25 protein-coding genes are annotated in these 17,341 nt (G+C 40.0%); 19 read left to right on the top strand and 6 right to left on the bottom strand.

The annotated features are described in order from the left end of the window. Positions 1 to 82: 82 nt before the first annotated feature. The 4 genes from NV349_RS09565 (at position 83) to NV349_RS09580 (ending at position 5,709) form a co-directional block, all read left to right on the top strand. On the top strand, positions 83 to 1,765 hold the full coding sequence (locus tag NV349_RS09565; protein ID WP_271913148.1) for a methyl-accepting chemotaxis protein: 1,683 nt from the start codon (positions 83 to 85) through the stop codon (positions 1,763 to 1,765). 71 nt (positions 1,766 to 1,836) lie between these two features. Continuing rightward, a complete protein-coding gene (locus NV349_RS09570; RefSeq protein ID WP_271913149.1) occupies positions 1,837 to 2,793 on the top strand; it encodes a hypothetical protein in 957 nt (318 codons plus the stop codon). Between the two features lie 737 nt (positions 2,794 to 3,530). Next, positions 3,531 to 5,060 (top strand): right-handed parallel beta-helix repeat-containing protein, encoded by a 1,530-nt coding sequence (locus NV349_RS09575; protein WP_271913150.1) that lies wholly within the window; start codon positions 3,531 to 3,533, stop codon positions 5,058 to 5,060. Between the two features lie 457 nt (positions 5,061 to 5,517). Then, positions 5,518 to 5,709, top strand: coding sequence for a hypothetical protein (locus tag NV349_RS09580; protein ID WP_271913153.1), 192 nt, complete (start codon positions 5,518 to 5,520; stop codon positions 5,707 to 5,709). 62 nt (positions 5,710 to 5,771) lie between these two features. Here the strand turns inward: NV349_RS09580 and aac(6') are convergent, their stop codons facing one another. Beyond that, positions 5,772 to 6,206, bottom strand: coding sequence for an aminoglycoside 6'-N-acetyltransferase (gene aac(6'), locus NV349_RS09585; protein ID WP_271913154.1), 435 nt, complete (start codon positions 6,204 to 6,206; stop codon positions 5,772 to 5,774). A 123-nt stretch (positions 6,207 to 6,329) separates the two neighbouring features. Here aac(6') and NV349_RS09590 point away from each other — a divergent pair, with 123 nt between their 5' ends. The 3 genes from NV349_RS09590 to NV349_RS09600 are packed head-to-tail and all read left to right on the top strand — an operon-like array spanning position 6,330 to position 8,204. Further along, positions 6,330 to 6,926 carry a class I SAM-dependent methyltransferase gene (locus NV349_RS09590; protein WP_271913155.1) on the top strand — a complete coding sequence of 199 codons (597 nt, stop codon included), beginning with the start codon at positions 6,330 to 6,332 and terminating at the stop codon, positions 6,924 to 6,926. A 26-nt stretch (positions 6,927 to 6,952) separates the two neighbouring features. Continuing rightward, entirely contained in the window at positions 6,953 to 7,528 is a 576-nt protein-coding gene (locus tag NV349_RS09595; RefSeq protein ID WP_271913157.1) for a DNA-3-methyladenine glycosylase I, read from the top strand. Continuing rightward, complete coding sequence (locus tag NV349_RS09600; RefSeq protein ID WP_271913159.1) at positions 7,518 to 8,204, top strand: DUF1963 domain-containing protein; 687 nt, start codon at positions 7,518 to 7,520, stop codon at positions 8,202 to 8,204. The genes NV349_RS09595 and NV349_RS09600 overlap by 11 nt, the downstream gene beginning before the upstream one ends. Here NV349_RS09600 and NV349_RS09605 read toward each other — a convergent pair. Next, on the bottom strand, positions 8,198 to 8,506 hold the full coding sequence (locus NV349_RS09605; protein WP_036128940.1) for a hypothetical protein: 309 nt from the start codon (positions 8,504 to 8,506) through the stop codon (positions 8,198 to 8,200). The two genes, NV349_RS09600 and NV349_RS09605, sit on opposite strands and share 7 nt — an antisense overlap. Positions 8,507 to 8,578: 72 nt before the next feature. Between NV349_RS09605 and NV349_RS09610 the strand changes: the two genes are divergently transcribed. Together NV349_RS09610 and NV349_RS09615 are read left to right on the top strand one after the other, a co-directional pair. After that, positions 8,579 to 8,782, top strand: coding sequence for a hypothetical protein (locus tag NV349_RS09610; RefSeq protein WP_170829805.1), 204 nt, complete (start codon positions 8,579 to 8,581; stop codon positions 8,780 to 8,782). Between the two features lie 161 nt (positions 8,783 to 8,943). Continuing rightward, entirely contained in the window at positions 8,944 to 9,243 is a 300-nt protein-coding gene (locus NV349_RS09615) for a hypothetical protein (protein WP_036128937.1), read from the top strand. 116 nt (positions 9,244 to 9,359) lie between these two features. Here the strand turns inward: NV349_RS09615 and NV349_RS09620 are convergent, their stop codons facing one another. Beyond that, positions 9,360 to 9,884, bottom strand: coding sequence for a hypothetical protein (locus tag NV349_RS09620; protein WP_271913161.1), 525 nt, complete (start codon positions 9,882 to 9,884; stop codon positions 9,360 to 9,362). A 237-nt stretch (positions 9,885 to 10,121) separates the two neighbouring features. Between NV349_RS09620 and NV349_RS09625 the strand changes: the two genes are divergently transcribed. From NV349_RS09625 to NV349_RS09640, 4 genes are all read left to right on the top strand, one after another. Continuing rightward, positions 10,122 to 10,508, top strand: a complete 387-nt coding sequence (locus NV349_RS09625; protein WP_101966776.1) for a hypothetical protein — start codon at positions 10,122 to 10,124, stop codon at positions 10,506 to 10,508. 87 nt (positions 10,509 to 10,595) lie between these two features. After that, entirely contained in the window at positions 10,596 to 11,216 is a 621-nt protein-coding gene (locus NV349_RS09630) for an NAD(P)-dependent oxidoreductase (RefSeq protein ID WP_101966603.1), read from the top strand. 15 nt (positions 11,217 to 11,231) lie between these two features. Next, the gene (locus NV349_RS09635) at positions 11,232 to 11,414 is read left to right on the top strand and encodes a hypothetical protein (RefSeq protein ID WP_271913163.1); all 183 of its coding nucleotides are present in this window, start codon (positions 11,232 to 11,234) and stop codon (positions 11,412 to 11,414) included. Between the two features lie 140 nt (positions 11,415 to 11,554). Continuing rightward, positions 11,555 to 11,710, top strand: coding sequence for a hypothetical protein (locus NV349_RS09640; protein WP_170829804.1), 156 nt, complete (start codon positions 11,555 to 11,557; stop codon positions 11,708 to 11,710). Positions 11,711 to 11,903: 193 nt separating this feature from the next. Here NV349_RS09640 and NV349_RS09645 read toward each other — a convergent pair whose 3' ends face one another. Further along, positions 11,904 to 12,104, bottom strand: coding sequence for a hypothetical protein (locus NV349_RS09645; protein ID WP_036128927.1), 201 nt, complete (start codon positions 12,102 to 12,104; stop codon positions 11,904 to 11,906). Between the two features lie 145 nt (positions 12,105 to 12,249). Here NV349_RS09645 and NV349_RS09650 point away from each other — a divergent pair, with 145 nt between their 5' ends. From NV349_RS09650 to NV349_RS09665, 4 genes are all read left to right on the top strand, one after another. Next, on the top strand, positions 12,250 to 12,585 hold the full coding sequence (locus tag NV349_RS09650) for a hypothetical protein (protein WP_271913164.1): 336 nt from the start codon (positions 12,250 to 12,252) through the stop codon (positions 12,583 to 12,585). After that, positions 12,569 to 13,207 (top strand): O-methyltransferase, encoded by a 639-nt coding sequence (locus NV349_RS09655; protein ID WP_271913167.1) that lies wholly within the window; start codon positions 12,569 to 12,571, stop codon positions 13,205 to 13,207. Before NV349_RS09650 ends, NV349_RS09655 begins: the two co-directional genes overlap by 17 nt. A gap of 60 nt (positions 13,208 to 13,267) precedes the next feature. Next, positions 13,268 to 13,825, top strand: a complete 558-nt coding sequence (locus tag NV349_RS09660; protein WP_271913169.1) for an isochorismatase family protein — start codon at positions 13,268 to 13,270, stop codon at positions 13,823 to 13,825. Between the two features lie 506 nt (positions 13,826 to 14,331). Next, a complete protein-coding gene (locus NV349_RS09665; protein ID WP_271913172.1) occupies positions 14,332 to 15,216 on the top strand; it encodes an AraC family transcriptional regulator in 885 nt (294 codons plus the stop codon). A gap of 12 nt (positions 15,217 to 15,228) precedes the next feature. Here NV349_RS09665 and csaA read toward each other — a convergent pair whose 3' ends face one another. Both csaA and NV349_RS09675 read right to left on the bottom strand, forming a co-directional pair. Continuing rightward, positions 15,229 to 15,561 (bottom strand): chaperone CsaA, encoded by a 333-nt coding sequence (gene csaA, locus NV349_RS09670; RefSeq protein WP_271913174.1) that lies wholly within the window; start codon positions 15,559 to 15,561, stop codon positions 15,229 to 15,231. 89 nt (positions 15,562 to 15,650) lie between these two features. Next, a complete protein-coding gene (locus tag NV349_RS09675; protein ID WP_036128914.1) occupies positions 15,651 to 15,827 on the bottom strand; it encodes a hypothetical protein in 177 nt (58 codons plus the stop codon). Between the two features lie 240 nt (positions 15,828 to 16,067). On the opposite strand from NV349_RS09675, the gene NV349_RS09680 reads away from it, so the two are divergent. After that, a complete protein-coding gene (locus NV349_RS09680) occupies positions 16,068 to 16,352 on the top strand; it encodes a DUF5316 domain-containing protein (protein WP_271913176.1) in 285 nt (94 codons plus the stop codon). Positions 16,353 to 17,066: 714 nt separating this feature from the next. Then, the gene (locus NV349_RS09685; RefSeq protein ID WP_230593831.1) at positions 17,067 to 17,276 is read left to right on the top strand and encodes a hypothetical protein; all 210 of its coding nucleotides are present in this window, start codon (positions 17,067 to 17,069) and stop codon (positions 17,274 to 17,276) included. Positions 17,277 to 17,341 lie beyond the last annotated feature (65 nt).

Below are 17,341 nucleotides of genomic sequence, written 5' to 3' on the forward strand. Positions count from 1 at the left end.
ATTCCTAAAGCCACCAATCCTTCTTGTTAAATGGTAGATTACTATTTATGGAATAGATATGGAAAATAAGGAGTTTTTGCAGATGAAGTTCAAAACAATCAGTCGACGCATTGTTTTTTCCTTTAGTATTGTCATCGCCATCATGATAGGCTACATTGCGTACAACTATTATGCCATCACACAAAGCAACAATGCGACAGAACAAATTGTTCAGCAAGAATTACAATTATTAATTGCAGATTTTGAGCAAGCACAAACAATCGATTTAAGAATAGCGGCAGTTAGAGGCTATGTACTGTCTGGTAATGAAAAATATAAAGAGATTTTCCAAGATAATGTGGCGAAGGCAGCCGACAACGAGGAAAAACGATCAGCACTCACAACCTCAGGTGAATTCGGGAAATATGCGCAAATGGCAAAGGAATGGAATCGTTATATTGAACAACAAGTATTTGCAGTATATGACAAGGGTCAAACCGAGCTTGCTATCCAAAATTTAACGAAAATGGATGACACGGCAACCGCGATTCGTGAGGGCTATGAAGGGTTAGCGGCGCAACGAAAGCAAGCCATTAATGAGGTAGGCACGGACATGATTGCTGCTGGTGAAAATAAACAGCTAATTGCGATTGTCGTAGGTATTTTCATTGTCCTGCTAGCCGTGATGATTGAACTACTAAGTGCCCGTGGTATTTCAAGACCCATTATTACATTAACAGAGCGTATGCAACGAATGACGAAGGGGGATTTAAGCGAGCCCCCTTTACCTATTCAATCAACGGATGAAGTGGGCCAGTTGATGGAAGCGACCAACACAATGGCAGATATTTTAAATCGACTCTTGAAACATATTCAAACAGTGTCGGATGAGGTAGCGGCTCACAGTGAGGAGCTTTTGCAGTCAACCACGGAGGTAAAAGCAGGTACAGAACAAGTTGCCACTACTGTAACAGAAATCGCCAGCGGTACAGAACGACAGGCAAACCATGCAGCAGATGTCGCTTCCTCCATAAACGACTTTGCTGTCAAAGTAACGACTGTTCATGACGGCAGTAAAGACGTTCAACAATATTCGCAGGAAGTCAAAGCTTTAACAGAAGAAGGTAGAGATGCCATGACCTCTTCCACAAAGCAAATGGAAGCGATTCAGCAGATGGTAAAGAACGCGGTGGATCAGGTAACTGGTTTCAGTAAACAAACACAAGAAATTTCTAAGCTTGTAGCGGTCATTCAAAATATTGCGGCACAGACAAATTTATTAGCACTGAACGCAGCGATTGAAGCAGCCCGAGCTGGGGAACAAGGAAAGGGCTTTGCGGTGGTAGCCGACGAGGTTCGCGCATTAGCCGAGCAGGTGGCCTTCTCCGTTGATGATATTACAGCCATTGTAGGAACCATTCAGGATGATTCGAGGACAGTGACCTCCTCATTAGAGCAAGGCTATGGGGAAGTAGAAAAAGGCACAGCGCAAATTGCCACGACCAATACAACATTCTATCGTATTGCAGATGCGATCGATGCCATTGCAGCAAGCATTGATGGGATGTCATCAGATTTGCACGGGGTTGTTCACAATACTGTCACGATTCACCAATCTGTCGATGATATTGCGGCTGTCTCTGAACAGTCAGCGGCAGGTATTCAGGAAACATCGGCGACCATTGAACAGGCTGCAAGCTCTATGGAGGAAATGAAACATAGTGCCGAGCATTTAGCAGAAATGGCCGAACAATTAAATGGCCTCATTCGTCGCTTCAAACTATAGAAAATTGCGCTTGATTTCAAACTTCCAACACATTTACGCTGTATACTATTGCATTGGAAGGTGGAATCATTTTGAGAAAATATTTACTTTTATTATTAATGAGTACTTTATTCATGGCACCAGTTGCCTATGCCCATACGATGGATAAAAGTACACTATTCACAGATGTCCCTGAAACAGCCTCCAATATTCAGGACATTATGGTATTACACAGTATTGGGCTTCTTGGGTACAATGGCAAAGATATGGCCTTAAACCCAACAGACAACTTATCACGCAAGGATTTTGCAGGCTGGGTAGGTGGCTTCTTTGGCCTAGCAGGATCGACTGTAGATGAGCTAGCACAAGCAGCACAAAAAGAGGATTACGTTTCTTCCTTAGAGGGGGACCTTACGTACAAAGAAATTAATACTGCCCTTTTTCATCATAAACTAGAACTAGCGAATCCAGATGCAACCATGACAAAAGAGGAGTACATTGCGTTCTTAACAGAGAACCTAACATTTGATATGGGTGGTCATACGCTTATTCAAATGGGCGGCTTTGCAGAAGGACCAACAGGTACTATTGAAGATGTCGTAACAGGTGACGAAACAGGGCTCATCATTGGTGGTAAAACATACATGCTGTCAGGACACCCGCGCATCTTTGCTGATTCAACAGATGCCAAAAACTGGGTAGGTCAACAACTGGAACGCTCTATTTTCACAACAGCAGGAGATCATCATCATGGTCATGACGGTGGTCAAGAAGAAAGTCACGGGGATCATGCAGAGGGGCACGGCGACAGCCATGAACACGAAGCAGCAGCCTCGAATGAAGCTACTCTACAATATGTGCAAATTAGCTCCGCACAAGTAGCAAAAGAGGACGCCAAAGAAGTGCAGTCAGCGAATGCCACACCAAAAGAACAACAAACAGCCGCAGCAGATGACACAACATCCAACTCAAATACAGTATGGATGATTGCCATCCTAATCGTGCTAGCAGCTATTTTCGCCTTTGTTTTTGTGAAACGAAAAAAATAAAGCAAATTTTAAGAACCAGCAATGATCGAGGAAATTCGGTTATTGTTGGTTTTTTTTACAGGAAATGATTGCTATAATAAAGTAAAGTGCGGATAGTAAGCTAACATGATTTCATAGCATGATTCGCACCAAAAATATTGATGGAAATGCCGCTTGGACAGAACTATATTGGTTATTAATACCTATTTTTTATTTATAAACATTAATATTAAGGATATTTTGTTGAGAATTTATTTATTTTCGCAGTCACTCTCTGTATAGAGAGTGTGGATTGAAATTGTTGTAGAAATACCTGTACGATAATGGTCACTCTCTGTATGGAGAGTGAGGATTGAAATAAGTAATACAGTTATTATATCTTCTGACTGGCAGCAGTCACTCTCTGTAAGGAGAGTGTCGATTGAAATCTCCTGCCCCTCGTAACTGCCTAAGTGAGTCCGTCACTTACTGCATAAAAAGTGTGCTATTCTTTAAAACTAAATAACCATCACAGATAAATAAAAAAGGTGAACAGCAACAGGTGGGGTCAGTTGACCTACAATCGCTGTTCATTTTTTATTCCCCAAAACCGTACACATTCATTAAAATGTCAAACCTTTCATGTGAATGCATGCATATTGCAGCAATTTTGCACAAAATTGAATAACCCTAAGCATGTTCGGTATATAAATAGGGTACGATCATTTTTTAGGCTAAGGAGTGTGCAAATGGCTGTACTTGTGGTGAAGAGGAGTATTATGCATCGGTATCAAAGTATCGGGCAGGCAATTGAAGAGGCAATGCCTGGCGATATGATTGAGATTCGGGATGGGATTTATGAGGAGAGCTTGGATATTTCCAAGCGGCTGACGTTGTATGGGGTTGGGAATGTGACCATCAAGGGTGGCGTTTTTATTCGCTATCAAACCCATGTGGATATGCGAAATTTACGGTTTCGGCAAGGGCAGGGGCTATATATCAAAGGGGATTTACAGTTAGAAAACTGTATTATTGAGGAGCAATTGATTCGGACACAGATGATGGTGAGCTATGGTAGTTTGCTGATGAAAAATTGTGCTGTGCTGGCGACATCGCTAAATCATTTTGGGCTACGGGTGGCAAATGGTTCAAGTGTGATCCTCGTTGACACGACATTTGAGCATCATGTGAAGGCCCAAATCATTGCCCAAAATTGTGAGCTGACGTTGACGAATTGTCTGCTGCTGGAGGGGAAAAAGCATGGTATTTTTGCCATTCGTCATGTGAAGCTGGTGCTGGAGGACTGTGAGATTCATGGGCATGCCAAGGCACAAATTATTGCAGCAGCGAGTGAAATGGCTATGACGAATTGTCTGGTTCATCAGGGGCAAGGGGTAGGAATTCAGCTATTTGATGGCACGACTTTGCGGATGGATGGCTGTGAAATAAAAGAGCATCTCGATACGAATATGGTTGTCCACCGCAGTGAGCTAATGATCGCCGATTCAATCTTTTCAGATGGGCAAGGTCACGGTCTTTACCTTGGTGAAAAAACGGAAGCGAAGTTATATGATTGTCAATTTTATCGACATGTGAAGGCACAGATTCTGATTGAAAATAGCCAGGTAGAATTTCGTAAATGCCACATCCGAAATGGCATGGCTGTGGGTGTAGCGATTGTCGACGAAGCAGATGTTTCGTTGACGGAATGTCAAATTCAAAATCATCAGCAATTCCATATCATTGTGGATGCCAGTGGACTTCAGCTTCGTCAATCTACCATTCAATTTGGACAATCGGGTGGTATTTATGGCAATGATCATGCCAAGATTATGATGCAACATACAATGATTCGAGAGCTGCAAAGCCATCACATCTATATAAACAATGCCCGTTTGTTTACACAGTATTGTACCTTTGAACAAATGCAAGGAAATGGCATTACTTGTATTGATGCCATTTTTGAAGTAGCCCATAGCTATTTTAAAGACGGTCAAGAAAGTCCTTATGCCATGATTTGGTCAGATCAATCAATGGGACGTATTGAACATTGTACGGTGGATGAGGCAGCCCGACCATTTTTAGCATTGTCCAATAAATCATTAATGGAGATACGTCATACGGATATTCATGCAGTAAAGGCTCCAGCTGTGGTCCAGGAAAATAGTCAATTATTTGTGCAAGGGCAAGTTCATACAGGGACATGGCAAAAGGATGCAGCGTCCAAGGTTTCCTCAATTGAGGGTATGCAGGTGATGAAAGACCATAAGATAGAAATCCCGAAACATGATATTAAAAAAATAATATAAAAGCCGATTATACAAATAAGATAAGTAGTTTCAATTTTGAAATTACTTTTTTTATGGAATGGAGAAAATAGGTTTTATTCATGTGAAAAGTGGGTAAAGGAATATGTTTGCACAGTTGAAAAACCTTGAGTTTGTGCAAAAGAACACGATAATTCGACAAAATGCATGATTATTTTTATAATAGAATAGATGTCATCCTGCGATTTCTGTAATATTTTGAATATTTTAATGGAAAAGCTATACAATTCCTTGTAAAAGTTATGATGAAAATAATAAAGTATAAATAAAATGTAAAAAAATTATTAAGTAATAATCGATAAGAGATTGATTATTTACGATGTTTTATCCTATAATTAGTAAAAATGGTTCATGTGATAAGATAATTATACGTTATTTGAGAAATGTGTGTAATGATTTTACAATAATAAAATGACAGAGATATTGGGGTGATATGTGTATGTTTGGGCTGACAAAAGAAGAAATTATGTTGCTGCTAGAGGGGGTTGAGTTAGCAGAAAAGCAAAAGAATGTGATTGCTGATATCTTACATTTAAACAATATGCGAATCGAACAACAACTCGCATTAATGATCCATTTAATCATAGATGAGCGCGAACGAAATATTTCCAACAATACATATCTAAACTAAAAAGTATCGAAAAATCACAGGTGAGCTACACAAAGCACCTGTGATTTTTTTGTCAGCCATTTTTATAATTTTTTTGTGAAGCAGATAATGCGATTGGCTTCTGTAAAACCGAGTTGTAGATGGACGCGTAAACTTTCTTCATTATGCCATTCACAGTCACTAGCAAACGCTTGACAGCCTTTGTTCTTTGCCCATTGCTCACAGTGCGCTACAAGCTGTCTTGCATAGCCTTGCTGTCGATAATCTGCCATGACGAAAAGACCTTCTAAATAACCTACAGGGCTAGAGTTAGTACCTTCTACATAATCCGTTCGCAATTGGCATTGAGCAAATCCAATGGCTTTAGCCTGGTCATAGGCTAGAAAAATAGCGGCGTTGTCTTCCTTTAAGAGCTGAGCCATCTCTTCGGCAAATGCCTCTAGTGAATGATTGGGCCAAAGCAGTAAGGCTAATGTGGCTGTTGCTAGAGCATCCGGTTGTGTTGCTTGCTTGATCATACAATCCCCCCCTGGAAAAAAATGAAACGAAACGATTTTTAGCACGTACAAACTAGTAAGAGCTTCCACTAATGTTACATTTTCTATTTTAACACCAGTACTGAAAAAGGGGGAATCTACTGAATGTCACTCTTACAAACGTTAATTGAACAAGCGAAAAAACCTAATGGCTGGATTGGCTCATGGATGCTACGGATAATGAATATTGCCCATCGAGGTATGTATGCATGGCTCATTCGGCAAGGCGCCATCAATGATGGGGATTGTGTGTTAGACATTGGATGCGGGGGCGGAAAAACGCTTCAAAATCTATCCAATTTGAATCCAAATGGTATAATCTATGGTATAGATATTTCTGAGCAGGCAGTGAAGGAATCCATCAAGCTGAATGAAGCACATGTCGCCAGTGGCAAAGTAGTGGTTAAAGAGGCGAGTGTGACAAGCATCCCATACGAGGATCAATTTTTTGATGCCATTACAGCCTTTCAAACACATTATTTTTGGCCATCATTAGAACAAGATGTCAAGGAAGTATGGCGGGTGCTGAAAAACGGAGGAAAATTTATTATTATAGCAGAGCTATATAAAATGAATTACCATATGGAAGCTTATCAAACACCAGCTGCAATGAAGCAATTATTAGAACGTACAGGTTTTCAAACAGTCTATGTTACGGAAAAATCGAGTAAAGGGTGGCTCAGTATGACAGCCATTAAGTAAGAGATACATAAAATGGAGGGAATAAAATGAAAAGATGTGATTGGGTCAAGTTAGATGAGCCTTTGTATGTGGCATACCATGACAAGGAGTGGGGAGTGCCAGTCTATGAGGATCAGCATTTATTTGAAATGCTTTGTCTAGAGGGAGCACAGGCAGGGCTAAGCTGGTGGACGATTTTACAAAAGCGTGAAGGCTACCGTGAGGCATTTGATCAATTCGATGTGGAAAAAATTATACATTATACAGAGGACAAGCTACAGGCATTACAGCAAGACACACGAATCGTGCGCAATAAATTAAAAATTGCTAGTGTGGTGACAAATGCTAAAGCCTATCTACAAATCAAGGAAAAATACGGTTCATTCTCTGACTATATTTGGGGATTTGTTGATCACCAGCCATTGATGAATGAATGGGCATCTATAAAAGATGTACCTGTGACGACAGAAATTAGTGATCGTATGAGCAAGCAATTAAAGAAGGACGGCTTTAAATTTATCGGTAGCACGATTTGCTATTCCTTTATGCAGGCAGTTGGCATGGTGAATGATCATACAACGGACTGCTGCTGTCGCCAGAAGGAGCTAGCGCATGACAATTGAATATATTCGTGCGCAACTAGCAAAGCAGGCCACGATTTTTCAAACAGGTGGTATTCGACCGACACATGATTTATTGGAAAGCTGGATTGGCTATGTCGGCTGGTCTTTACCAGAGGAGGAACAACCACCATCTGGCTATCAGCCGCTTGCTACCTTCTTTTTAAAAGATCTACCCTATGTACCAGCAGCGCTAAAGCCTTTTCAATTAGTCACACTGTTTGTCGATGAACGTCTTTTGGATCATCTAATGGAGGATGATCTTAGTCCTTATTTTCATATTAGAACATACACGACATTGGAAGGTTTAGTAAAGCGTGAATGGCAGCATGATGGCATTCGTGCATTTCCTCTCCAACCAAAGCTTATTACGAATGACTATCCAGTATGGGATGGGGGAGGTATACCGCTTCAAATAGAAGAAGATATTTTGACCTTGGAGCGTGAAGATGAGCTAGAATATTTTGAGGATATCGTAGAAGACCTTTATCCGCTTCATAAAATCGGTGGCTACCCAAGCTTCTGTCAGAGTGGCTATGATTTTGGAGAGGATACACCATTTGTCCTTCAAATTGCCTCGGATGCGAAGGCACGATTGAACATTGTGGATCATGGCAATTTTTATTTTTTCTACAATCCAACAACGCAGACTTGGCGCGTCTATTGCGATTTCTACTGAAGGGAAGAGGGCTTGCCTTTTTCACGAACGGTCCAATCGATGATTCGGTTAATCAAGTATAAGCCGAGATACGCTCCTGTCAATAGAAAAAGAGGGTTTAAGAAAACCGCATGAATCGTTGTCATAAAAACCGCATCCTCAAGAATAATGTGCGTTATAGAAGTAGCAGCAATCGTGCTGAAAAGTATGGCAGCGATGATTCCTACTATGTTGAACAGCAGGCGAAAGATCGCCCATTTGAGCTGTAGATAAACCATAAGGCTCGGGATCACAATGGTGGTAGCCAGCATGAAAATGGTCATAACATCACATCCTTTCTTTCAGGATGCCCTTGTTCGCTTATGCATAAACATCATTGACGATAGGAGGAAAACATGTTGCGCTGGCAAGATGGAGAGGTGAAAAGAACAAAGAAGGTGAAAAGAGTGGAGCATAAAACGGTCGTAAAAAATGGCATTGGCTTTGGTTCAGTTTTAGCGATAACGATTTCATGGAGTGTCCATCATTCGATTATTTGGGCAATCATCCATGGCTGTTTTAGCTGGTTGTATGTTGTATACTATGCCATTACGCGCTAAGCTTGTCTGTCAAACTATCAACGAAGAGGTTGTTTGAATAAAAATAACTGAGGGTACATAAAAACAAATGTTCATAATTTTTGATTTGCCCGCATAAATAACAAAGTGCTCTTTTTCCAAGGCCAATTAAACTGTATGAACGTAGAAGAAAGGTTGATAGTATGACACATCAAGTAACGGCTTTAAGTAATGTTAATGGAAATGCTACGGGAGTGGAAGGTATTTTACAAAATGTAGCATTTATTTTATCAACGTTTACGATCCCTTGTCCGCTTCGAGAATATGCGATCAAGTGTGAAACTCGTAAACCCTTCCAACGTATAAAGAAGCTGAACACAACTCGCCTCATAGAATGTATTCAACGTTTTGAGCCACGAGCTGTCGTAGTAGATGTTGATTATCTTGGCGATGTCAATAGAGGAAAACTAGAGCCCATTGTCAAAGTGATTGTGAATGCATAATAGAAAAAAGTGTATTCTGCCAGGTTTGAGTCAAATAACCTGGCAGAAGATCAAATGTGCTAGTAGTGGTAGGATTTATAGTATATGAATTGGTATCCAACAGGGCGTTCAAACATTTACGCTAGATTGGCACTTCTAATGGCGATAATTTGTTGGCAATCGATGATGAGTGGCGACGCGGCTGCACCGGCTACCTCAAAGAATGTTGCACAGCAAGTTTTAGAATCTAAGCTGATAAAATAAATACCCGCGAAACTACCGCCACCTGCTAAAATAACATCTACGAAAGCACCAGTAGACAGGCATTTTAATTGATGACAAATACAGCCTTTACAGTGGTGATCTTTAGCATGTTCCGCCTCGTAGTAATAATCTTCTTCATCACAGTATTTTTCCTCTTTTTTGCAATGGCAGTGCTTATGCTTTTGTTCCCGCTGACATGGCTCATTTTTTTGCCAACACTTGCATCCATCCTGTTTATGTTCCCATTTATATTGGTCATACTTATGCTTGCACTTACATTCTTCTACTTTGTGCTCACATTTCTTCTGTAAATGACAATTACATTTTACATACTGTTCACAGCACTTTTCTTTTTTCTTATTCCAATTCATATAATGGCTAAATCTACTATCTTGCATCTTTTAATCTCCCTTTTTGTTAGTTTTTTAGTAATGGTAGCGCTCACCTTTACACTTATAATCTATGAAATGATGAACGATACTTCTTGGTAATTGCCCCCTGCGACAGCTTAAAATTATTTTTTGAAAAATCAAGAGAGAGATAGCCATAGATAATTGTGATAACCCTAACAGTTTTCAGGAGAAAAGATTGCTAGACTTCCGCCTGTTAATTTCATGAAGAAATGGAGTGAATGTATGAAGAGAATACTGCAAATCTTCTTTCTTTTCATGTGCTTAATAGTAGTGATCTCATTGCTAATTGTACAAAGGCAGCCTTTAACCACAGCGACCAGTACGAATAGTCCAACTCCCTATGCAGAGGAGCTTGGCCAAAAATTACAGACTACAGATTTTACGAAAAAGGTGTTGCAGGAGATACGAGAGGTAGGCTACGCCCCTGATAGTACTGTTGGCTATTTAATAGACTCGCCAGAACATCAGGTCATCACGATTCAATTACACAATGGCGAAGAAATTGATGTAAGTACAGAAAGTGAGATTCAATCCATCATCGACGAGCTGGCCAGAAAAAACAATATCCCTCTATTTATGGTTAATGTCCAGCTAATAGAGGCTAAATGAGCTGAGAGGGAGGCACATGGGATAGTGTCTCCTTTTACATATAAAGGGAAATTAAAGCATGCTATAATAAGAAAAGAGGTGAGATCAATGAAAATCTTAGTATTAGGGGCGAGTGGACGTGTAGGTAGCCATCTAGTTGAGCTGGCATTAAAGGATCAGCACGAGGTCACTATATTGGTCCGTGATCCTGATAAAATACAGCAACATCATCAACAGCTGCGTGTTATTCAAGGAAATGTTTTAAATAGGCAGGATGTTGAGCAGGCAATGGTTAATGTGGGCGTGGTGGTCAGTGCATTAAATACAGATGGTCGCGATACATTATCGGCGAGTTTACCGTTGATACTTGAGGCGATGACACAACAACAGGTGAAAAGAATCATTACAATCGGAACAGCAGGGATTTTACAAAGTCGTGTTACACCGACGATTCTCCGCTATCAATCGACTGAATCTAAACAAAAATCCACGTTTGCCGCACAGGAGCACCAACATGTATTCGAACAATTACAGCAGTCTGATAGGGACTGGACGATTGTCTGTCCTACTTATCTACCTAAAGGAGCTTGGACAGGGAACTACCGAATCGAACGTGATTTCTTGCCAGAGGGTGGCACTCAAATTTCAGTAGCAGATACTGCAGACTTTGCCTATCAACAAATCTTTAGCGAGGAATTTTTGAAGACACGGGTAGGTATTGCGTATTAAAAAGGGGAATGAGAGATGAAAATTATTCATGCCATCATTGGTATGGTTATCATTGTCGTGGGACTTACATTCCTCAGTACAACGATTGAAGAGGCGCCTGTTAGAAATGTGATGCTGAAAATCTATGGCAGTATTCTAGTTTTTATGGGTACATTCTATCTCAAAAAAATTGCGAAATTTGGTAAGCAAATAGTCTAAATGAACTTATTGCTTTAACTTCTTTTCATACCAGCAGTCAATCCAATATTTCAAATGAGTGAAAAAATATACTGATATTTTCCTTTTTATAGAAGGTTTGCTATACTTTATGTCGAATATATCATTGAAGAGGTGATTGTATGGACAAAGAAATATCAAATAACTGTCAATATCCTCAACACCTAACAGGCCATGATGGAATCGAAACGACAGAATTATATGTCATCAAGATCACAAAGGAACAAGTGGATAGGTTGATTGAGGATATCGATCAAACATTAAAGGCGTCTACATGACGTCTTTTTTTAATGGCAAAAAGGCCACCTTCAGGGGAAAGTGACCTCAAAACAGGAGAGCTTTGGAAAGGCTAGATTTGCTTTACACTACTATACATATGAAAAAGTAATTTTGTTTGCTAGCCATTTGCCCGAGAAATAGATTAAAATTTCTTGAATTTCTAGCATACCACTGCCTGCATTATGTACAACCTCAGTCCTTTCGACATGAAAAGGAATAATTCAATGCCAAATAATCTCGTACGATTTTTGGCTGTCCTCCATTTTCAAGACATAGCTTACTAGCAATTTTAATTTCCTGCTGATTATAGTGAGATTGTGCCCCAATCAAAAATATGCCTGACAGTATCAATAAAGTACCGATTCCCAAAACATATTTTATAATCCTTTTCAATCAACTGACCTCCATTTCCACCTGCCTATTTTCTAGCATATGTTTGACTAGCAAAGCAATATGTTAATTGACATTTTGTATGCAAATGTATACAATTAGTTTAAATAAATGTATACAATTGTATACAAGAGGAGGATTTTTATTAATGAGAGGTTCTGGATTTAGAGAACATATGCGAGAAGGACATCACCGTGGAGGACGTCATAGAGGCATGGATGGTGCAGCACAGCGAGGAGCGAAAACATTCCGACGAGGCAAGGCTATTTCATTTTTAGAAATGCTACATGTTAAGCGAGCAACGATTAAACAGCAATTAGAGCAGCCTGAGTTTCAATCGATTCAGCAAATTTTGATAGGGGAATTAAAAGCGATTGACATGGTCATCCAAGAATTCAGCCAGTTATTTGACATTCAGGAAGGTGAAACAACGGAAGCAGCTGACAGTCCACAGGAGGAAAATGTGCATGAAACAAATGAATAACTATATTGATACGCTATTTTATCAGCAGGATACGCTGTTAGAGAATGTTATTTCCTCCATTGCAGAAAAAGGCATGCCTGCCATTTCCGTGTCACCATCTTCAGGGAAACTGCTGACGATGCTTGTATCGATTACAGGGGCTAAGGCTTTATTAGAAATCGGTGCGCTCGGTGGGTATAGTGGCATCTGTTTGGCAAGAGGATTGGATGCAGAAGGTTCATTGACTTCATTAGAGTTAGATGAAAGCTATGCACAGCTTGCTGCTAAAAATCTTGCCAAGGCAGGCTTTGAGAAGCAGGTTACCTATTTGACGGGCCCTGCATTAAACAGCCTGGAAAAGCTAGTAGCAGATGGACGACGTTTTGATTTGTTCTTTATTGATGCGGATAAGGATAATTATGAAAATTATGTAACGGCGTGCATCAAGCTGGCAAACCCTGGTGCATTAATTGTGACAGACAATGTCCTGGCAGGGGGCAGTGTAGTAGACCCTGAGGCTACACCAAAGCGTTATACAGCCATCATGAAAAAATTCAACGTGACGATCGCTAATCATCCACAGCTTGAGTCCATCCTTCTCCCAATTGGGGATGGTATAACCGTTTCCAAGGTTAAAAAATAGTATAACGAACTGACTATTAATGGTAAAATATTGTTAGCAAACAATAAGGGAGAGATGCTTTTGAAGCAAGCACTAGTGGTGATTGATGCACAGCAAGAACTAATCGAGGGTAATCAGGATGAACAAGCTGTCTATCAGAAAAACGAATTACTGGAGACAATCAATGCCGTCATCCAGAAGGCCGCCGAAGCCCAGGCACATATTATTTTTGTTCGTGACCAAGATGTGGCAGGTGGCGAAGGGGAAGGCTTTCAAGTACATCCAGCGATACAAGTTCCAACGACAGCTGTCTTCTTTGATAAACTGGCAACGAATGCTTTTTACAAAACAGGCTTACTGGACTATTTACAGACCCATGACATTAAACATTTAGTGATGATGGGCTGTAAAACCGAGCATTGTGTGGATACAGCAGTAAAAACAGCAACCGTTCATGGCTTTGATGTCACATTAGTGGCAGAAGGTCATTCCACTAACGGCTCCGACTGTTTATCACCAGAAGCTATTATTGCACATCATAACGACATTTTACATGGCCATTACAATGTGGATCATTTCTCACTTGTGCGCAACGCCGATGAAGCACTATTTAAACCAACACATAATAATTATCGCTAACAAAAAATGACCAAGAATCTAGGTTCTTGGTCATTTCATATTAGGATTGAAAATCATCCTACTACAGTACATACGATGCTATAACGTATCAAACATAGCCCCTGAATATTCAAAGACCCCCTTAAATAAAGCGCATAGTATGCTTGAAAAAAGGTCGCTTGGCTATATTTAATAATAGTAGTAAATGGCATATACAGAAAATTTAAAAATTACATTGCATCATGAATTCTTCTATTTATAAGGGTGTTTTACAAATATTCACATGTAAGCTATTGCTGGTTACAATGGATAGGGCCACCGTGCGAGCAGTGACCCTAAGTATCAAGTCAGGAGGTGTAAGGCTAAAAAATTAGCTTTACACTATTATATATATGAGAAAATAGCTTCGAAAGTTAGTTATTTGCCTGTTCGATAGATTATTTTTTGAAAGGCGACTAAATGGTGCATCAATTGTCGGATGTCGTATTGTTATGCCTGTTAAGATAGTGATAAGGAAGGTGATGGATATGGATTCTTTAACAAGATTAAATGAGGCAGTGGCGTATATTGAAGCTCATCTAACAGAAGAAATAGACTTAAAAGAGGCTACAAGAATAGCTTATTGCTCGGACTATCATTTTAAACGAATGTTTTCCTTTCTAGCAGGGGTATCGTTGTCGGAGTATATTCGTCGTAGGCGGTTGACACTTGCCGCTCTAGAACTGTCGCATTCCTCTAAGAGAATCCTTGATATTGCCATTTGTTATGGCTATCGCTCCGCAGATGCTTTTACAAGAGCCTTTCAGCAAATGCACGGCATCACACCATCCGAGGCGAGGCAAAGTGGTCAAATCTTAAAAGCCTTCCCCCGGATGACCTTCCAACTTACTATTAAAGGAGGTAGTGAAATGAATTACCGACTCGAGCAAAAAGAAGCATTTCACATTATCGGACTCATGAAAAGAGTACCAATTGTTTTTCAAGGAGAAAATCAAGCAATAACAGAGCTGGCTCGCTCTTTGACAATGGCGGACATTGAGCAACTGAAAAAGCTGTCCAATATCGAACCAAAGGGGATAATCCAAGCCTCCACCAACTTTTCAGAAGGGAGAATGGAAGAAAAGGGAGAACTCGACCATTATATTGGAGTGGCCACAACAGAAAAAGGTACCCACCACTTTACAGCGTTGGATGTACCTGCGTGTACGTGGGCCGTATTTGAAGCGGTCGGACCATTCCCGCAAACACTACAGGAAATGTGGGGCCGCATCTATGCCGAATGGTTCCCATCCTCTAGCTATGAGCAAGTAGCTGGCCCTGAAATCGTGCGTCATGCAAGCACCGATTTCTCCTCCCCAACATTTACAAGTGAAATATGGATCCCCATTTATAAAAAGGAGCCTTTTGCGTAATGCAAAGGCTCTTTACTGTATTTTTGTGCCATTTGGTACCTGCTGATCAGGTGTTAACAGGATCACATCGCCCTCTACAGGCACCCCACCAATAACTAACACCTCAGACTTAAAACCAGCGACACGGCGGGGAGGAAAATTAACAATTGCCACTACTTGCTTCCCAATCATTTGCGCCGGTGTATAACGCTTGGTAATTTGTGCAGAAGACTGTTTAATGCCAAGCTCTTCACCAAAATCAATGGTCATTTTAATCGCAGGAACACGCGCTTTTGGCAATTCCTCTGCCTCTATAACCGTGCCAATTCGTATATCAAGTGCTATAAAATCTTCAATGGTAGCCATAATCATACTCCTTCTTCTTTTATGACAATGCTATCATTGAATAGAAAAATATTCAAAAAAAGAAGAGCACGTGCAGCGCTCTTCTCTCATTAACGACGATGCTCTACCAGGTCAATAGCTCCTAACACAATGTGTGCTAGTCCAAAACCAAAGAGGGTATTGGCCACCATTTTGTTAGAGCCGTGCTTTTGCTTCATGGCATATCCAGCAGCAGTAACAGCCGACCCTAGGATAGTAGGGATTAAACCTTCACGAATTCCATTCATAAATTGATCCCTCCGTCGTATGATTCGATGTGAATTTCACACCATACTTACTATGAACGTTTGGCGAGCATACTATACTAAGCATCAATCAAATAGCGTATTTTTGTACTAAAGGAAGAAAGCCTCCTGCAAAAAAAACGAAAAGAATGGCCACTCTCATTTACATAATGTATGTAATTTTTGAAATTATTGAAACAAATAGGAGACGTTAGCCGTATAATAAAATAAGGGGGGCTGAAAATGAAGTATGTAGGCATTGGCACGATATTATCGATTCTAGGCGTTGTATGTTCCATCTTCATATGGGGTACCGAGCAAGCGCATTTGCTCTCAGGGATACTAGGCGGAGTGTTCATCTTTGTCTCGATAGTCATGTCAGGAGCAATAGCGAGCGGAGATAGAATACGAGCCAATCTCGCTACAGAAACAAAAGAAGCTAGAAACGAACGCAATCGCATGATGACTAACGCGTCACTATTAGCCTTACCCAACATTATTGTAGCCATCTTCGCCTATTATCTCTGAAGCATCCATCAATCTGAACGAACACTCCATTCAAAGTAGTTCTATCGCTCAAAATAGTGGTTCGATTCACTTAGAGTAGTTCTATCAATCAAAAAAAGCGTTTTATCGATCAGTTTATGCATTTTATCCACTACATTTTAAGTTCTATCCACCACATTTTGAATTCTATCCATCAGTTTGGATGAACAATCCAATCAGAGAAGTTTAATCAATCAAAAAAAGGTTTCTATCGCTCAATATATGCGTTTTATCCACTACATTTAGAGTTCTATCCATCAATTTGGATGAACAATCCACTTAGAGCAGTTCTATCGCTCAAATAAAGGTTTCTATCGATCAGTTTATGCGTTTTATCCACCACATTTAGAATTCTATCCATCAATCTAGATGAACGCTCCACTGAGAGTAGTTCTATCGCTCAAATAAAGGTTTCTATCGAGCAGTTTATGCGTTTTATCCACTACATTTAGAGTTCTATCCATCAATTTTAGATGAACAATCCAACCAGAGCAGTTCTATCAATCGAAAAAAGAGTTTTATCAATCAAAATAAGTATTCTATCGATTAATATATGCGTTTTATCCACCACATTTAGAATTCTATCCATCAATCTAGATGAACGCTCCAACCAGAGTAGTTCTATCGCTTGAAAAAAGTGTTCTATCCATCAAAATAAGAGTCTATTCACCTCTAATAGAAAGGATGTCGCGTGCTATGGATGAAGAAAAAGATTATTACCCAGAAGCTTCTAGATACACACTTGCTGTTGTTCTTTTGACACTAATTATTTGGGGTATTTATGATTGGCGCAATGCACATGCAAATGGTTTTCAATTCCTGTTAATTAATGAAATTGTAATCACACTTGGGATCACGCGCTATATGTTGAAGAAGCGAGATCAAAGAAGGAAGCGCTCTCAATAATCGGTACATATAAAATTCATAAAACGTGTCACATCTACCCTAGGTGTGACACGTTTTATTGCATT

The sequence above is a fragment of the Lysinibacillus sp. OF-1 genome, from assembly GCF_028356935.1.
Classification (GTDB): Bacteria; Bacillota; Bacilli; order Bacillales_A; family Planococcaceae; genus Lysinibacillus; species Lysinibacillus fusiformis_D.

What these genes read in the sequence shown, in the direction of transcription:
- NV349_RS09565 (WP_271913148.1), top strand. Translation starts at nt 83, where the DNA reads ATGAAGTTCAAAACAATCAGTCGACGCATTGTTTTTTCCTTTAGTATT.
- NV349_RS09575 (WP_271913150.1), top strand. Translation starts at nt 3,531, where the DNA reads ATGCATCGGTATCAAAGTATCGGGCAGGCAATTGAAGAGGCAATGCCT.
- NV349_RS09580 (WP_271913153.1), top strand. Translation starts at nt 5,518, where the DNA reads ATGTTTGGGCTGACAAAAGAAGAAATTATGTTGCTGCTAGAGGGGGTT.
- NV349_RS09590 (WP_271913155.1), top strand. Translation starts at nt 6,330, where the DNA reads ATGTCACTCTTACAAACGTTAATTGAACAAGCGAAAAAACCTAATGGC.
- NV349_RS09595 (WP_271913157.1), top strand. Translation starts at nt 6,953, where the DNA reads ATGAAAAGATGTGATTGGGTCAAGTTAGATGAGCCTTTGTATGTGGCA.
- NV349_RS09600 (WP_271913159.1), top strand. Translation starts at nt 7,518, where the DNA reads ATGACAATTGAATATATTCGTGCGCAACTAGCAAAGCAGGCCACGATT.
- NV349_RS09605 (WP_036128940.1), bottom strand. Translation starts at nt 8,506, where the DNA reads ATGACCATTTTCATGCTGGCTACCACCATTGTGATCCCGAGCCTTATG.
- NV349_RS09610 (WP_170829805.1), top strand. Translation starts at nt 8,579, where the DNA reads ATGTTGCGCTGGCAAGATGGAGAGGTGAAAAGAACAAAGAAGGTGAAA.
- NV349_RS09615 (WP_036128937.1), top strand. Translation starts at nt 8,944, where the DNA reads ATGACACATCAAGTAACGGCTTTAAGTAATGTTAATGGAAATGCTACG.
- NV349_RS09620 (WP_271913161.1), bottom strand. Translation starts at nt 9,884, where the DNA reads ATGCAAGATAGTAGATTTAGCCATTATATGAATTGGAATAAGAAAAAA.
- NV349_RS09625 (WP_101966776.1), top strand. Translation starts at nt 10,122, where the DNA reads ATGAAGAGAATACTGCAAATCTTCTTTCTTTTCATGTGCTTAATAGTA.
- NV349_RS09630 (WP_101966603.1), top strand. Translation starts at nt 10,596, where the DNA reads ATGAAAATCTTAGTATTAGGGGCGAGTGGACGTGTAGGTAGCCATCTA.
- NV349_RS09635 (WP_271913163.1), top strand. Translation starts at nt 11,232, where the DNA reads ATGAAAATTATTCATGCCATCATTGGTATGGTTATCATTGTCGTGGGA.
- NV349_RS09640 (WP_170829804.1), top strand. Translation starts at nt 11,555, where the DNA reads ATGGACAAAGAAATATCAAATAACTGTCAATATCCTCAACACCTAACA.
- NV349_RS09650 (WP_271913164.1), top strand. Translation starts at nt 12,250, where the DNA reads ATGAGAGGTTCTGGATTTAGAGAACATATGCGAGAAGGACATCACCGT.
- NV349_RS09655 (WP_271913167.1), top strand. Translation starts at nt 12,569, where the DNA reads ATGAAACAAATGAATAACTATATTGATACGCTATTTTATCAGCAGGAT.
- NV349_RS09665 (WP_271913172.1), top strand. Translation starts at nt 14,332, where the DNA reads ATGGATTCTTTAACAAGATTAAATGAGGCAGTGGCGTATATTGAAGCT.
- csaA (WP_271913174.1), bottom strand. Translation starts at nt 15,561, where the DNA reads ATGGCTACCATTGAAGATTTTATAGCACTTGATATACGAATTGGCACG.
- NV349_RS09675 (WP_036128914.1), bottom strand. Translation starts at nt 15,827, where the DNA reads ATGAATGGAATTCGTGAAGGTTTAATCCCTACTATCCTAGGGTCGGCT.
- NV349_RS09680 (WP_271913176.1), top strand. Translation starts at nt 16,068, where the DNA reads ATGAAGTATGTAGGCATTGGCACGATATTATCGATTCTAGGCGTTGTA.
- NV349_RS09685 (WP_230593831.1), top strand. Translation starts at nt 17,067, where the DNA reads ATGGATGAAGAAAAAGATTATTACCCAGAAGCTTCTAGATACACACTT.